The 12,419-nt window shown below is 59.7% G+C and carries 15 protein-coding genes; 11 read left to right on the top strand and 4 right to left on the bottom strand.

The features are described 5' to 3' along the window. The first annotated feature begins 19 nt into the window (after nt 1–19). Together K3767_RS02050 and K3767_RS02045 are read left to right on the top strand one after the other, a co-directional pair. Nucleotides 20–1,351, top strand: coding sequence for a sigma-70 family RNA polymerase sigma factor (locus K3767_RS02050; RefSeq protein ID WP_221171907.1), 1,332 nt, complete (start codon nt 20–22; stop codon nt 1,349–1,351). 3 nt (nt 1,352–1,354) lie between these two features. Continuing rightward, nucleotides 1,355–1,852 carry a hypothetical protein gene (locus tag K3767_RS02045; RefSeq protein WP_221171906.1) on the top strand — a complete coding sequence of 166 codons (498 nt, stop codon included), beginning with the start codon at nt 1,355–1,357 and terminating at the stop codon, nt 1,850–1,852. On the opposite strand, the gene K3767_RS02040 is transcribed toward K3767_RS02045, so the two are convergent. Then, the gene (locus tag K3767_RS02040) at nt 1,842–2,459 is read right to left on the bottom strand and encodes a bacterio-opsin activator (protein WP_221171905.1); all 618 of its coding nucleotides are present in this window, start codon (nt 2,457–2,459) and stop codon (nt 1,842–1,844) included. The two genes, K3767_RS02045 and K3767_RS02040, sit on opposite strands and share 11 nt — an antisense overlap. Nucleotides 2,460–2,523: 64 nt before the next feature. Between K3767_RS02040 and lgt the strand changes: the two genes are divergently transcribed. Further along, nucleotides 2,524–3,324: a prolipoprotein diacylglyceryl transferase gene (lgt, locus tag K3767_RS02035; RefSeq protein ID WP_221171904.1), complete on the top strand. Its 801-nt coding sequence runs from the start codon at nt 2,524–2,526 to the stop codon at nt 3,322–3,324. On the opposite strand, the gene K3767_RS02030 is transcribed toward lgt, so the two are convergent. Both K3767_RS02030 and K3767_RS02025 read right to left on the bottom strand, forming a co-directional pair. Then, complete coding sequence (locus tag K3767_RS02030) at nt 3,244–4,086, bottom strand: prephenate dehydrogenase/arogenate dehydrogenase family protein (RefSeq protein ID WP_221171903.1); 843 nt, start codon at nt 4,084–4,086, stop codon at nt 3,244–3,246. The two genes, lgt and K3767_RS02030, sit on opposite strands and share 81 nt — an antisense overlap. After that, entirely contained in the window at nt 4,083–4,388 is a 306-nt protein-coding gene (locus K3767_RS02025) for a hypothetical protein (RefSeq protein WP_221171902.1), read from the bottom strand. The genes K3767_RS02030 and K3767_RS02025 overlap by 4 nt, the downstream gene beginning before the upstream one ends. A 67-nt stretch (nt 4,389–4,455) precedes the next feature. On the opposite strand from K3767_RS02025, the gene K3767_RS02020 reads away from it, so the two are divergent. Continuing rightward, entirely contained in the window at nt 4,456–5,202 is a 747-nt protein-coding gene (locus tag K3767_RS02020; protein ID WP_221171901.1) for a biotin--[acetyl-CoA-carboxylase] ligase, read from the top strand. On the opposite strand, the gene K3767_RS02015 is transcribed toward K3767_RS02020, so the two are convergent. After that, on the bottom strand, nt 5,184–8,084 hold the full coding sequence (locus tag K3767_RS02015) for a ribonucleotide reductase N-terminal alpha domain-containing protein (protein ID WP_221171900.1): 2,901 nt from the start codon (nt 8,082–8,084) through the stop codon (nt 5,184–5,186). The two genes, K3767_RS02020 and K3767_RS02015, sit on opposite strands and share 19 nt — an antisense overlap. A gap of 22 nt (nt 8,085–8,106) precedes the next feature. On the opposite strand from K3767_RS02015, the gene K3767_RS02010 reads away from it, so the two are divergent. The 7 genes from K3767_RS02010 to K3767_RS01980 all read left to right on the top strand — a co-directional run bounded on the left by K3767_RS02010 (nt 8,107) and on the right by K3767_RS01980 (nt 12,419). Further along, nucleotides 8,107–9,075 carry a calcium/sodium antiporter gene (locus K3767_RS02010; RefSeq protein ID WP_221171899.1) on the top strand — a complete coding sequence of 323 codons (969 nt, stop codon included), beginning with the start codon at nt 8,107–8,109 and terminating at the stop codon, nt 9,073–9,075. A 164-nt stretch (nt 9,076–9,239) separates the two neighbouring features. Then, nucleotides 9,240–10,571 (top strand): signal recognition particle protein, encoded by a 1,332-nt coding sequence (gene ffh / locus K3767_RS02005; protein ID WP_221171898.1) that lies wholly within the window; start codon nt 9,240–9,242, stop codon nt 10,569–10,571. 71 nt (nt 10,572–10,642) lie between these two features. Further along, the gene (gene rpsP, locus K3767_RS02000; RefSeq protein ID WP_221171897.1) at nt 10,643–10,912 is read left to right on the top strand and encodes a 30S ribosomal protein S16; all 270 of its coding nucleotides are present in this window, start codon (nt 10,643–10,645) and stop codon (nt 10,910–10,912) included. 41 nt (nt 10,913–10,953) lie between these two features. Continuing rightward, nucleotides 10,954–11,193 carry a KH domain-containing protein gene (locus tag K3767_RS01995; protein ID WP_221171896.1) on the top strand — a complete coding sequence of 80 codons (240 nt, stop codon included), beginning with the start codon at nt 10,954–10,956 and terminating at the stop codon, nt 11,191–11,193. A gap of 19 nt (nt 11,194–11,212) precedes the next feature. Continuing rightward, nucleotides 11,213–11,725: a ribosome maturation factor RimM gene (gene rimM / locus K3767_RS01990; protein WP_221171895.1), complete on the top strand. Its 513-nt coding sequence runs from the start codon at nt 11,213–11,215 to the stop codon at nt 11,723–11,725. Between the two features lie 84 nt (nt 11,726–11,809). Then, nucleotides 11,810–12,055 carry a type II toxin-antitoxin system Phd/YefM family antitoxin gene (locus tag K3767_RS01985; protein WP_221171894.1) on the top strand — a complete coding sequence of 82 codons (246 nt, stop codon included), beginning with the start codon at nt 11,810–11,812 and terminating at the stop codon, nt 12,053–12,055. Beyond that, nucleotides 12,036–12,419 (top strand): type II toxin-antitoxin system VapC family toxin, encoded by a 384-nt coding sequence (locus tag K3767_RS01980; RefSeq protein ID WP_221171893.1) that lies wholly within the window; start codon nt 12,036–12,038, stop codon nt 12,417–12,419. The genes K3767_RS01985 and K3767_RS01980 overlap by 20 nt, the downstream gene beginning before the upstream one ends.

Below are 12,419 nucleotides of genomic sequence, written 5' to 3'. Positions count from 1 at the left end.
AAGAAGGTGGGTGAGGGTCATGAGCGCCAAAAAGGAACTCGAGAAGAAGCTTCTTGAGATGGGGAAGGAGGGGGCCATCACCTACGAGGCCCTCAACGAGATCCTTCCGGAGAATTACGACGATCCGGAAAAGATAGAAGAAATTTTCGACTTTCTTTCCAGAAACAACATAGAGATCCTGGACGAGAAGCAGATCTACGAGAAGGAGGAGTGGGTAGAAAAGGAGGCCCAGAAGAAGATTCAGGAGCTTTCCACCCTTTCGGAGAGCGAACTCGAGCCCTCGGAGGAGACCGAGACCACGGAGTCCGAGGAGGTTACCAGTCTCTACCTCAAGGAGATGGGTAAGTACCCCCTCCTTACCCCGGAGCGGGAGGCGGAGCTTTCCAAGATCATTCGGGAGGGTTTTTACGCCATCGTGGAGGCCTTCGAGAACTATCCGGAGGATCTTCCGGAGATCCTGGCCATGAAGGCGGAGATCGCCCTCTGGCGCAAGCGGGATCCCGGTCTCAAGCCCAAGAAGAGTCTTCTCAACTTCCTGGTGAAGAAGGCCGAAGAGATCGCCCGGGCGTATCCCGAAAAAAACGAGATTCAGGAGCTCCGCAGGCTGGTGCAGGAGAAGGCCGCGGAGATCGAGAAAGCCAAGGACGAGATGGTCAAGGCCAACCTGCGCCTGGTGGTCTCCATCGCCAAGCGCTACATCGGACAGGGCCTGCCGCTCGCCGACCTCATCCAGGAGGGCAACCTGGGGCTGATGCGGGCGGTCTTTCGGTTCGACTACCGCAAGGGCAACAAGTTCAGCACCTACGCCTCCTGGTGGATCCGTCAGGCCATCACCCGGGCCATTCTGGACAAGACGCGGACCATCCGGCTGCCGGTGCACTTTCTGGAGCTGCGCAGTCAGTTCTTCAAGGCCTTTTACGAGCTGGTCAAGGAGCTCGGCCGGGAGCCCACCCCGGCGGAGCTTTCCGAGCGCACCGGTCTTCCCCGGGAGAAGATCCTGGCCATCTTCGAGGCCTCCCGGGAGCCGGTCTCCTTGGAGCTTCCCATCGGCGACGAGGACAGCACCCTGGGGGACTTCATCGAAAACAAGGATAGCCCCTCCCCCTACGAGGAGGTCAAGGACAAGGACCTTTCCGAAAAGATCCGGAGCCTGCTTTCCACCCTCTCCCCGCGGGAGGAAAAGATCATTCGGTTGCGCTTCGGTATAGGGGAGGAGGGGGAGTACACCCTGGAAGAGATCGGCAAGCGCTTCGGGGTCTCGCGGGAGCGGATCCGGCAGATCGAAAAGAAGGCCCTGGCCCGGCTGCGCCAGATGAGCGAAAAGGAAAACATCAAGTATCGTGAGAGGTAAAAGATGAGAAAACTCGCCCTGGCGGCGATTCTTGTCGGGCTGTGGGTGGGGCCGGCCCTGGGATTGAATTACACGGAGCTCTATTCCTACCTGCCGAATCTGCCGGGGTTCAAAGCCGGAGAGCCCACCGGGATGACCGTGACCACCCCGGCCGGGGAGATGACCACCGCGGAGAGAACCTATACCGCGGAAGCCAGGAGACTCACGGTGCGCATTGCGGTGGGCGGTATGGTTCAGGGGATGTGGTTTCCGCTGACCATGCAGGTGAGCTACGACACACCCGAGGAGCGAATGGAAAGCCTCAAGGTGGAAGGGTTCCCGGCCAAGAGGATCACCCGGAAAAAGGAAAAGGGAGGTACTCTGGTTATCCTCCTTTCCCGGGAGAACGCATCCGCGCCGGCCCTCTTTATGGTGGAATGTGAGGGGCTTACTCCCTCGGAGGCCCAGAAGTATCTCCGCTACTTCAGGTTGAAGGAGCTGGCCCGAAAGCTCAATCCCTGATCGCCTCGGCCAGGTGGTGGAGCAGTTCCCGGGGATGGGCGTAGCTGTCCCGGGCCGAGGCGATCTCACCGAGGTCCCTGCCCCTCACCTGGAGGCCGCGCAGTCTCTCGGCCACCTCGGTTCCGGAGGCGGGAAAACGAAGCCCCTTTATGCGGGCCAGCACCTCCGCCGGCCAGCCCACGCCCAGGATGCGCGCTCCCTCCTCGATCACGCTGGAAAAAAAGAGCAGGGCGTCCCGCCCCTCCTTGATCTCACGATAGGCCAGCTTGGCCAACCCCCCGGCCGTATGGGCCTTGGGGGTCTTTTCCCGCAGTTCCCCCTCCAGTTTCATCATGACGAGCTCCGGGTCGGCCCGGAGGATGTTGCGCACCGTCTGGCGGGTGAGCCCCAGGAAAGCCGCAATGTCGTCTTCGGTCTTGAAGCCCTCCTCCGCGAGCACGACGGCGTAAGCGGCCTCCATGAGGCTGGTCACCCAGGTGAGGTTGCGCATCTCGATGAGCTTCCGCGGACCTCCCAGTATCTCCAGGGCCTTGAGAAATACCCTCAGCGCCCGGGCGTCCACATCCCGTTCCCTTACCTCCTCCGCTCCCACGATGATCAGCGGCATCCTTCACCCCCCTGGAGTTTTTTCTCCGCGTTTAAAGATAAGAACTTTTGAGTATAATGGAACCATGCTTCCCTATCCCCAGATCAATCCGGAGATCGTGCGCATCGGGCCGGTGGCCGTGCGCTGGTACGGCCTCATGTACCTTCTGGGTTTTCTCGCCGCCTACTATCTGGCCCGGAAGCAGCTCCGGGAGAGAGGCCATCCGGAACTGGTCAAGGTGCTGGAGGATGTGCTCTTCTGGGGGGGAGTGGGATTGATAGTGGGAGCCCGGCTGGGGCATGTCTTTTTCTACTATCCGGGTTACTACCTGAAGAGGCCCCTTGAGATCCTGGCGGTGTGGCACGGGGGGATGTCCTTTCACGGAGGGCTTATCGGGGCGGTGGTGGCGGGCTGGATCTACGCCCGCCGCAGGCGGCTCAACTTCTTCTGGTGGGCGGATCTTCTAGTGGTTACCGCGCCCATAGGGCTCGGCCTCGGCCGCCTGGGAAATTTCATAAACGGAGAACTTTACGGACGCCCCACCCATGTGCCCTGGGCCATGGTCTTTCCGGCCGGAGGCCCCGTGCCCAGACATCCCTCTCAGCTCTACGAGGCCCTGGGGGAGGGGCTTCTCCTCTTTTTGATCCTCTGGTCGGTGCGCCGGAAGGACTGGGCTCCGGGGTTGAAACTGGCCCTGTTCCTGGTCCTTTACGGGGTCATCCGCTTCTTTCTGGAGTTCTTCAGGGAGCCGGATCCCGGGGTGGGACTCTTCTTCGGTTGGATGACCCGGGGACAATTTTTCTGTCTACTGATGGTTCTGGTCGGTGCGGTCCTCTTTCTGGTGAGAAGAGGGGCCCCGGAGAAGGGTCCCTATCTTTCGGGCTAGGTCTTTCATGCGCCGAAATTCCCGGAGGTAACTTTCCCGGTCTCCCCGGGAGATGAGCTCGGAGAGCTTGCGGGCGTGGCGCCAGAAGAGTTCCCGTATTTCCTCTCCCCGGGGATTGTCGAACTGGATGGCGGTGTAAAGCTCGGGATCCTGAGGGGCCAGGCGGGAGAAGATCTCCAGTTGTTTCCGGAAACTGGGGGTGGAGAGCGCCGCCACCCTTTCCAGGTCGAGACCGCTTCCGGCCAGCACCTCCCCCAGGACCATGAGCCAGAAGTGATTGAGCACCTGGACCAGACTCATAATCCGATCGTGTTCCTCCGGGGACACCGTGACGGTGCGGGCACCGCGGTCTTCCAGGAAGTCCCTGAACCATCCGTACCACCTCCGCCCCCGGGCCGGACACAGGGCCACGGTCTGTCCGGAAAGTCCCTTTTCGTAGGGTCCGAAAAGGGGATGGGCCCCCACCACCTCGCACCGGGAGTGCTCCAGCATGAGGGCCACCTCCCGGGCCTTTAAGGAACAGAGGTCGATGAGGCCCGCCGTCTCCGGAAGAAGGGGGCCGATTTCCCGGATCACCTCCGGGAAGACTCGCATGGGCACCGAGACGATGATCACCTCGCAGAGCCGGGCGAGGTCCTGATTGGAGAGTTCGGTGGAAAGGTCCGAGACGAGCACGGGGTAGCCGGCCTCGGAAAAGACCCGACCGAACCAGGCCCCCATCCTGCCAAGGCCACCGATGATGCCGATCCGGGAGGGTTTCATTTAGAGGCGGTTTCGGTGCAGGCCAGCTTCAGGTCCCGGCAGGCGGCCTGCGTGGTGAGCGGATACCAGCGCCGTCCGTGAGGGCCGAGGAAGTACCAGCGTCCGTTTTTCTCCCGCACCACCCTGGCTCCGTGATAGGCCTTGAGAAGCCGGACCTCCTCGATAGAAAGTGGACTCATCCGTTCCGGCTCCACCCTGATCCTTTCGGTAAGGTGCCCCACGGCGTAATACGCCAGCAGGGCCAGGGCCCCTCCACAGAGCCAGCACCAGTTTTTCCTGAAAAACCTCTTCCATCCTCTCATGGGCGCACCCTTTCCTTCCTTCCCCTTAGACTTTAAACTTAAACACGATCGGAGCGCTTTGCCAACCTTGCCGAACACCGAGGCCATGAAGATCCCCGAAGTCAGGTACTATCGCGAGCTTTCGAGCACCATGGACGAGGCCCGGCGTCTGGCCGGGGATGGTTTTACCGGAGCGGTGGTGGCGGACCGGCAGACCCGCGGCCGAGGACGCCGGGGACGAAGCTGGCTCTCTCCCGAGGGCGGACTTTACCTCACGCTGGTGGTGCGTCCCTCCCTTCCAGGAGAGGTCCTCCCGGTGCTTTCCCTGGGCGCGGCCGCGGCGGTGGCCGAAATCCTGAGGGAAGAATACGGGATTCCGGTCACCGTCAAGTGGCCCAACGACATCCTCTTTGCCGGGCGCAAACTGGGGGGGATCCTCCTTGAGGCCTCCTTCCGGGGCAACCGGCCGGAATATGTCCTGGTGGGCCTGGGGCTCAACCTGAACCTCCCCGTCTCCGCGCACCAACCGCAGGCGGTGGCCCTCCGCGAGATCCTTGGACGAACCGTACCCCGGGAGGAACTGCTATCGGTTCTCCTTCCCCGCCTCGAGACCTACCTTTACCTGCCCCCGGAAAGGATGGTTTCCCTGTGGAAGACCTTCGCCGAGACCCTGGGGAAGCGGGTGCGGGTGATCCTTCCGGAGGGGGAGGTGGTGGGGGTGGCCCGGGAGGTGAGCGAGCGGGGGGGTTTGATTGTGGAGACCGCGGAGGGGAGACAGGAGATACTCTGGGGAGATTGCGTGCACCTGCGGCCGGCTCAACCGCAGGCCGAGTAGCCGCACCCGGCACAGAAGAAACAGTGTTCCCGGGGATCCAGTCGTTTCCCGCAATCCGGGCAGGCCTCCCGACCGGGGACCTCCAGAACCTGCTCCGGACGGGAGCCGTAACGGTAAACCGTCACCCCCTTGAGGCCCATCTCGTAGGCCTTGAGATAAATCCGGGCCACCTCCTCCTTTCCCGCGGATTCCGGGAGGTTGATGGTCTTGGAGACGGCGTTGTGCGTGTGGCGCTGAAAGGCGGCCTGGATGGCCAAGTGTCTTTCCGGAGATATCTCGAAGGCCGTAACGAAGAGTCGACGCAGTCTTTCGGGCAGATCCGGGATTCCGGAAAGGTTCCCGGTTTCGATCACCCGCGCGAGGAGCCTTTCAGAGGCGAGCCCTTCTTTTTCGAGCACGCGCAGGAATTCCTCGTGGACTTCCACCCACTCCACCCCGCCCAGGGCCCGACGCCGATAGGCCAGGGCGAAGAGGGGTTCGATCCCCGAGGAGGTTCCGGCGATGAGGGAAATGGTGCCGGTGGGGGCGATGGTGGTGGTGGTGGCGTTGCGCAGGTGAGGGAATCCCCGTCTTTCCCACATACTTCCGGGAAAGGCCGGAAAACTTCCCCGCTTCTCTCCGAGACGGGCGCTTTCCGCCAGAGATTCCCGTTCTATGAAGGCCATGATTTCCGAGGCCAGGCGCACGGCCTCCTCGGAGTCGTAAGGGATTCCGAGCCGGATTAGAAGATCGGCGAACCCCATCACCCCGAGACCGATCTTCCGGGTGATGCGGGTCATGCGGGCGATCTGGGGCAGCGGGAACCGGTTGACCTCGATGACATCGTCCAGGAAGCGCACGGCCAGGTGCACGGTCTCCCGGAGTCGGTCGTAATCCACCCGACCCTTTTTCACGAAACGGGAAAGGTTGATGGAGCCCAGGTTGCAGGACTCGTAGGGAAGAAGGGGTTGCTCCCCGCAGTTGTGGGCTATGAATCCGTTGGCATCAAAGGCGTTGACCCCCGGCACCCGACAGTCGAAAACCTCTTCTTCCCCGGCGGGTACAATTTCCGTTACTTCTACCAGGAAGCGTTCCCGATTGAGGGCACGCTGGTATCGGACCAGAAGCTCTTGCAAGCACCGGGCCTTACCCTGGTGGGTAAAACCGATAATTTCTTCGAAGCGTTTCAAGTTCTCTCCGGAGATAACCAGTTCATGATTGGCCCTGGTGAAATAGAGGGCCTTTCCTCCCTTGCCGTCTGGCAAAAACCGATGACCTTCTTTTCGGCGATAAGTATAAATCTTCGAAAAGATGCCCAGACGAAGGAGCATCCGTTGCACGACCTGAAGTAATCCCAGATCGGATTGGGCTAGTCTTATGCTTACGCCCTTTTTTTGATGGCCTTGCACGGAACCATTAGCATCAAATAGGCCGCGCAAAAGTCCTCGATAGAACTCGCTGGACGCTTTCTCCATAAAGGGAGTAATTTTTTTGTAACCGGGCTTAAGTCCCAAAGAATAGGCCAGATCCCTCAGAGCGGCGCTTGCCAGTCGGTATTCTTTTCTTTCCGCGAGAAATTGCCAGCCACGGAAATCCTTTCGGTGTGGAAGGGTCTGGATGGCTTTCAGGGCCTCGTTTAAGATTCCCCGTATTCCGTTGGCACCGTTAGCCCAGACGGAAAGTACCGCTTTATCCTTTTTAAAAGTCCCGTCTCCAAGGAGTAGCCCTAAGAGGTATCCCTCCTCAAAACTTCCGAATCCCGGCCAGGAAGCCTTTTCAAGATGGGCGTTTACCAAAAGACGATCTCCGGGACGAAGGTCCCGAGCCGGTACCCATTCGGTTTGGATGGAGTATCTCGTGAGGCGGGAGACCCGTAAAAGGAGATGGTTTTCCGTAACTCTTAAATGAAAGCCTTCTTTGGTGCGTATTTCCAGGACGGGTCTCTTGCCGGTAGAAAAAAATCCCTCCGGTGATAAGTGATCGGTTCCGTTCAGTCGGGCCCAAAAGGGTCGGTGCAGGAGATCCTTTACCTGACGGGGCCCCTCGGCGGTCATTACCCAGGTGTCTTCCGGGACGCAGGGATTGGTGCTTTCGATCTCGCCGAGGAGAGGGGTAGGATTGGCCCGGTTGATGGTGTCGATGAAGATGACGCCCGGGTCTCCGGTGCGCCAGGCGTTTTCCACCAGGAGATCAAAGATCCTGCGGGCCTTTACCCGGCGCACCTCCCTTCCGGTGCGGGGATTGATCAGAGGGAAGAGATCGTCCCTTCTCACAGCCTCCATGAAGGCGTCGGTTACGGCCACCGAGAGATTGAAGTTGGTCAGCTCTTCGGGATCGGACTTTACCCGGATGAACTCCTCTATGTCGGGGTGGTCCACCCGAAGGATGCCCATGTTGGCCCCCCGGCGCTTGCCCCCCTGTTTGATGGCCTCGGTGGCGGCGTCGAACACCCGCATGAAGGAGACCGGGCCGCTGGCCACCCCCTGGGTGCTTCGTACGGGGTCCCCCCTGGGCCTCAGACGGGAAAAGGAGAAACCCGTGCCCCCTCCGGACTTGTGGATGAGGGCCGCGGCCTTGAGGGTCTCGAAGATGCCCTCCAGCGAATCCTCTACCGGAAGCACGAAACAGGCCGAAAGCTGCCCCAGAGGGAGACCGGCGTTCATGAGGGTGGGAGAGTTGGGGAGAAACTCCAGCGAGGCCAGGAGGCGATAAAACCGCTCGGCCCAGTACTCGGGGTCTTCCCCGAAGAGGGCTTCGGCCTCGGCCACGGCACGGGCCACCCTCCAGAACATCTCCTCCGGGGTTTCCAGCAGCCGGCCGGATTCGTCCCGGAGCAGGTAGCGATAGGAAAGCACCACCAGGGCCGGGCGTTTGAGCGGAAGTTCCGTTTTGGGAAGCCTCATCTTTACCATTATAATGGAGAGCATGTCCGTGGTGCTAGATCTTTTCTTTACCCTGGTGGGGCTTGCGGTGTTGGTGGCCGGTGGAGAGGGGATGGTGCGCGGGGCGGCCGGTCTCTCCCGAAGGCTCGGGATCTCCCCCACGGTGATCGGGCTCACCGTGGTGGCCTTCGGGACCAGCGCTCCGGAGCTGGCCGTGAATGTGGCCGCGGCCCTCCGGGCCGGAGAGATCTCCTTCGGAAACATCGTGGGCTCCAACCTGGCCAACATCGGGCTGGGGATAGGACTGGCCGCCTGCCTCCGTCCCCTCTCCATCCGGAGTGTGGTGGTGGACCGGGAGATTCCTATGATGCTGCTCGCCACCGCCGCGGCCTTCGTGGCCGCCTTGGATCCCTATCTCTCCGGCTCTCCACCTCTTTACGGCCGTACGGAGGGGGTCCTGCTCCTCCTCTTCTTCGGGGTCTTCATCTACTACAACCTGTTCGAGGTGTTGCGGAATAGAACCGAGGTCCTCGCCTCCGCCGAGGAGGTCCCCGGCGGGGCCCTTTCCGTTCCTCTGGCCCTTCTCCTCTTCGGAGCGGGCGTGGGGGGACTGGTGGGCGGAGCGGAGATAACCGTGCGCTACGCCGTAAGGCTGGCCTTCGCCCTGGGACTCCCCAAGTCCTTCATCGGATTTACCCTTATCGCCCTGGGAACCAGCCTTCCCGAGATTGCCACCTCCCTAGTGGCGGTTCGCCGGGGGGAAACGGATCTCCTCATCGGAAACATCGTGGGCTCCAACATCTTTAACCTTCTTTTCATCCTGGGCATTACGGCCAGTATCCGGCCGGTCCCGGTGCCTCGCCAGGGATTCTCCGACCTCCTGATGGTGACGGTGCTCTCGGTGGTGCTCTTTCTGATCTCCCTGCGGGGCACCATCCGACGGCGGGAAGGCGTCTTCTTCCTGGCCCTGTACCTTCTTTACCTCACCTTCAAAACCTTCACCCTCCCCTAGAAAATAGGATCCGATCCTGTTTTTCACCTTGCCGCCTCAGGGGGTAGAAAAGCCTTATTCCAAACATTTTTAACGAAAACACAGGTTAATGTTGCTTGAAAATAGGATCCGATCCTATTTTTGGTTTTGCTTGACAGGTTTCGGGGGGCCATTATCATGGAGACATGTTCGACAATTTATCCGATCGCCTGGAAGGGGTTTTTCAGAAGCTCCGGGGCAAGGGCAAGCTCACCAGAGAGGATGTGGAGCGGGGCCTTCGCGAGGTGAGGCTGGCCCTGCTCGAGGCGGATGTCAACTACCGGGTGGTCAAGAACTTCATCGAGCGGGTGCGGGAGCGAGCCCTGGGGGCGGAGGTCCTGGAGAGTCTCACGCCGGCGCAACAGCTGGTAAAAATCGTCCACGAGGAACTCATCCGCACCCTGGGGGAGACCCCGGTTCCGCTGGATCTGGGGGGACCCAGGCCGGTGCCTGTACTCCTGGTGGGGCTCCAGGGTTCGGGTAAGACCACCACCGCGGCCAAGCTGGCCCTCTTCCTGCGCAAGAAGGGGCATCAACCCTATCTGGTACCGGCGGATGTATATCGACCGGCGGCCATCGACCAGCTCAAGACCCTGGCCGAAAGCGTTGGGGTACCCTATTACGACACCGATCCGGCGGAAAAACCGGTGGAGATCGCCCGGAAGGCCCTGGCGGAGGCCAAGGCCCGGGGGCGCGATGTGGTGATCATCGACACCGCCGGGCGTCTCCATGTGGACGAGGCCATGATGGCCGAGGCCGCGGCCATAAAGGAGGCCGTCCAGCCCCGGGAGGTCCTTCTGGTGGCCGACGCCATGACCGGTCAGGACGCGGTAAACATCGCCAGAAGTTTCCAGGAAAAGGTAGGGATCACCGGGGTGATCCTCACCAAGGTGGAGGGAGACGCCCGCGGGGGAGCGGCCCTTTCCATCCGGGAGGTCACGGGTTGCCCCATCAAGTTCCTGGGCACCGGCGAGAAGCTCGAGGCCCTGGAGATCTTTTATCCCGACCGGCTGGCCTCCCGGATCCTGGGCATGGGGGATGTCCTCACCCTCATCGAAAAGGCCCAGGAGGCCTTTGATCTCAAGAAAACCCGCGAGCTTCAGGAGAAACTCCGGCGTCGGGAGTTTACTCTGGAGGATCTCCGGGAGCAGATACGCCAGGTGCGCAGGCTGGGATCCCTGCAGGAGGTCTTCGGGATGCTTCCCGGAATCGGGAAGAAGATCAAGGAAATGCCCTTCGACGAAAAAGAGCTGGTCAAGATGGAGGCCATCATCAATTCCATGACTCGCCAGGAACGGCTCAATCCCCGCATCATAAACGCCAGCCGCAAGAGACGCATTGCCCGGGGTTCGGGGACCACGGTGCAGGATGTGAATCGGCTCCTCAAGAGTTACGAGGAGATGCGCAAGCTTCTGCGCAAGGCCCGGGGGCCCCGGGGGCTTGAGCGTCTAGCTCAACGGCTTTTGCGCGCATTTTAAAAAATCGCTTGATCTTTCCTCAAAAGGGTTTAAATTTGTGGAAGCGAGATTTCTCAAGGAGGTGAAGGAAGGTGGCGGTAAGGATCAGGCTCATGCGCATGGGGCGGCGCAATCGTCCTTTTTACCGGGTGGTGGCGGCCGAGGCTTCGGCGCCGCGGGACGGTAAGTTTCTGGAGATCCTGGGTTATTACGATCCCCTGAAGGAACCCTTTGAGTTTAAGGTTGACCCGGAAAAGGTGAAGAAGTGGCTCGAGCGGGGGGCCGAACCCACGGAAACGGTTCGGGCCCTCCTTAAACGGACCGGTATCCTCAAGCAGATTGGCATGCCCAAGGCGGCCTAGTTCGAACGAGGTAAAAACTCCCGAGGGAGAGGAGGTAGAAGATGGGTAAGCTCAAAGAACTGGTGGAGCAGATGGCCAAGGCTTTGGTGGACAATCCGGAGGCGGTGCAGGTGAACGAGATAGAGGGTGAGCAGACTTCGGTTATAGAGCTCCGCGTGGCCAAGGAGGATCTGGGTAAGGTCATCGGGAAACAGGGTCGCACGGCCCGGGCCATGCGGACCATTCTCTCCGCGGCTTCCACCAAATTGCGCAAGAGGGCGGTTCTGGAAATTATTGAATAGTCGCAAAAGAGAGGGGCGGGTGTCGGTGGGCCGGATCACCCGCCCCCATGGTCTAAAAGGGGAACTTCGCGTTCAATCCTTCCTCTCCGATCGAAGTTTATTGAAAGATATTCCTGTCTTCTATCTCGGTCGGGAGGAGTCCGCAGAAAGTCTTCGCCCCACAGGTGTTCGTGAGGCTCCCGGAGGTCGGGATCTTCTATTCCGCTTTGAAGGCGTCGAAGACCTCGAGGCGGCTGAAGAATTGCGAGGGCGAGTCCTTTACGCCGAACTCGCGGACTTCCCCGAGCCGGAGGAAGGAGAGTATTACTATTTCCAGCTAGAGGGCCTTCTGGTCAAGGACGAAAAGGGGGAGAGGCTCGGACGGGTGAAAGGGGTTATGCCGGTGGGCCCTTACGATCTCTTGGAGGTCGAAACCGAGAACCGGAAAACCTTTTACCTTCCCATGGTGGAGGGAATAGTGCTTGAGATCAATCTTTCCGAGGGTTACATCCTCGTTAATCCAACTCCCGGTCTTATTGAAAGCCAGCTCTGAGACTTGCTTTTCAAGTTCTTTTAGACTAGACTAAGTTTAGCTAATTAAAATTCTGGGGGAATTTACGATTTAAGGTGGGGGGTTATGCAGGTTAACATGCACGAGGCTAAAAGTCAGCTTTCTCGTCTGGTAGAGCTGGTTTTAAAGGGGGAGGAGGTTATTATTGCTAGAGCCGGGAAACCGGTAGCTAAACTTGTACCTTACAGGAAAGACCGCCGGAGGGTCCCCGGGCGTTTAAAAGGACAAATCGAGATCGCTCCGGACTTCGATGATTCCTCTGAAGGAATCACAAAGATGTTTGAAGATCGGGATGAAGGGTTATCTTCTTGATACTCAGGTCTTTCTATGGTGGCTTTCGGACGACCCCCGTCTCGGAAAGGTGGCCAGGGATATCATTGCCGATCCGGATAAAGCCATTTATGTAAGTGCCGCCAGTGCCTGGGAGATAGCCATAAAAAAAGCTTTGGGCAAGCTGAAAGCCCCGACAGAACTGGCTGAAATTCTTGAAGAAGAGGGGTTCCTTGAACTTCCAGTCTTTTTCCGTCATGCGGAATATCTTGAAAAATTGCCCTGGTATCATAAAGATCCCTTTGATCGGATGCTTATAGCTCAGGCTCTGGCAGAGAATTTGATACTTATCACGGCTGATCGAAAGTTCGAACCCTATGGGGTAAGCCTGGTAAGGCTTTGGTAA

The sequence above is a fragment of the Thermosulfurimonas sp. F29 genome (assembly GCF_019688735.1).
Taxonomy (GTDB): domain Bacteria; phylum Desulfobacterota; class Thermodesulfobacteria; order Thermodesulfobacteriales; family Thermodesulfobacteriaceae; genus Thermosulfurimonas_A.
Note: the sequence above shows the minus strand (reverse complement) of the source record. Positions and strands in the feature narration are given on the sequence as shown.

Coding starts and splice junctions, on each gene's coding strand:
- K3767_RS02045 (WP_221171906.1), top strand. CDS start 1,355: ATGAGAAAACTCGCCCTGGCGGCGATTCTTGTCGGGCTGTGGGTGGGG.
- K3767_RS02040 (WP_221171905.1), bottom strand. CDS start 2,459: ATGCCGCTGATCATCGTGGGAGCGGAGGAGGTAAGGGAACGGGATGTG.
- lgt (WP_221171904.1), top strand. CDS start 2,524: ATGCTTCCCTATCCCCAGATCAATCCGGAGATCGTGCGCATCGGGCCG.
- K3767_RS01980 (WP_221171893.1), top strand. CDS start 12,036: ATGAAGGGTTATCTTCTTGATACTCAGGTCTTTCTATGGTGGCTTTCG.
- K3767_RS02030 (WP_221171903.1), bottom strand. CDS start 4,086: ATGAAACCCTCCCGGATCGGCATCATCGGTGGCCTTGGCAGGATGGGG.
- K3767_RS01995 (WP_221171896.1), top strand. CDS start 10,954: ATGGGTAAGCTCAAAGAACTGGTGGAGCAGATGGCCAAGGCTTTGGTG.
- K3767_RS02050 (WP_221171907.1), top strand. CDS start 20: ATGAGCGCCAAAAAGGAACTCGAGAAGAAGCTTCTTGAGATGGGGAAG.
- K3767_RS02010 (WP_221171899.1), top strand. CDS start 8,107: ATGTCCGTGGTGCTAGATCTTTTCTTTACCCTGGTGGGGCTTGCGGTG.
- K3767_RS02025 (WP_221171902.1), bottom strand. CDS start 4,388: ATGAGAGGATGGAAGAGGTTTTTCAGGAAAAACTGGTGCTGGCTCTGT.
- ffh (WP_221171898.1), top strand. CDS start 9,240: ATGTTCGACAATTTATCCGATCGCCTGGAAGGGGTTTTTCAGAAGCTC.
- K3767_RS01985 (WP_221171894.1), top strand. CDS start 11,810: ATGCAGGTTAACATGCACGAGGCTAAAAGTCAGCTTTCTCGTCTGGTA.
- K3767_RS02015 (WP_221171900.1), bottom strand. CDS start 8,084: ATGAGGCTTCCCAAAACGGAACTTCCGCTCAAACGCCCGGCCCTGGTG.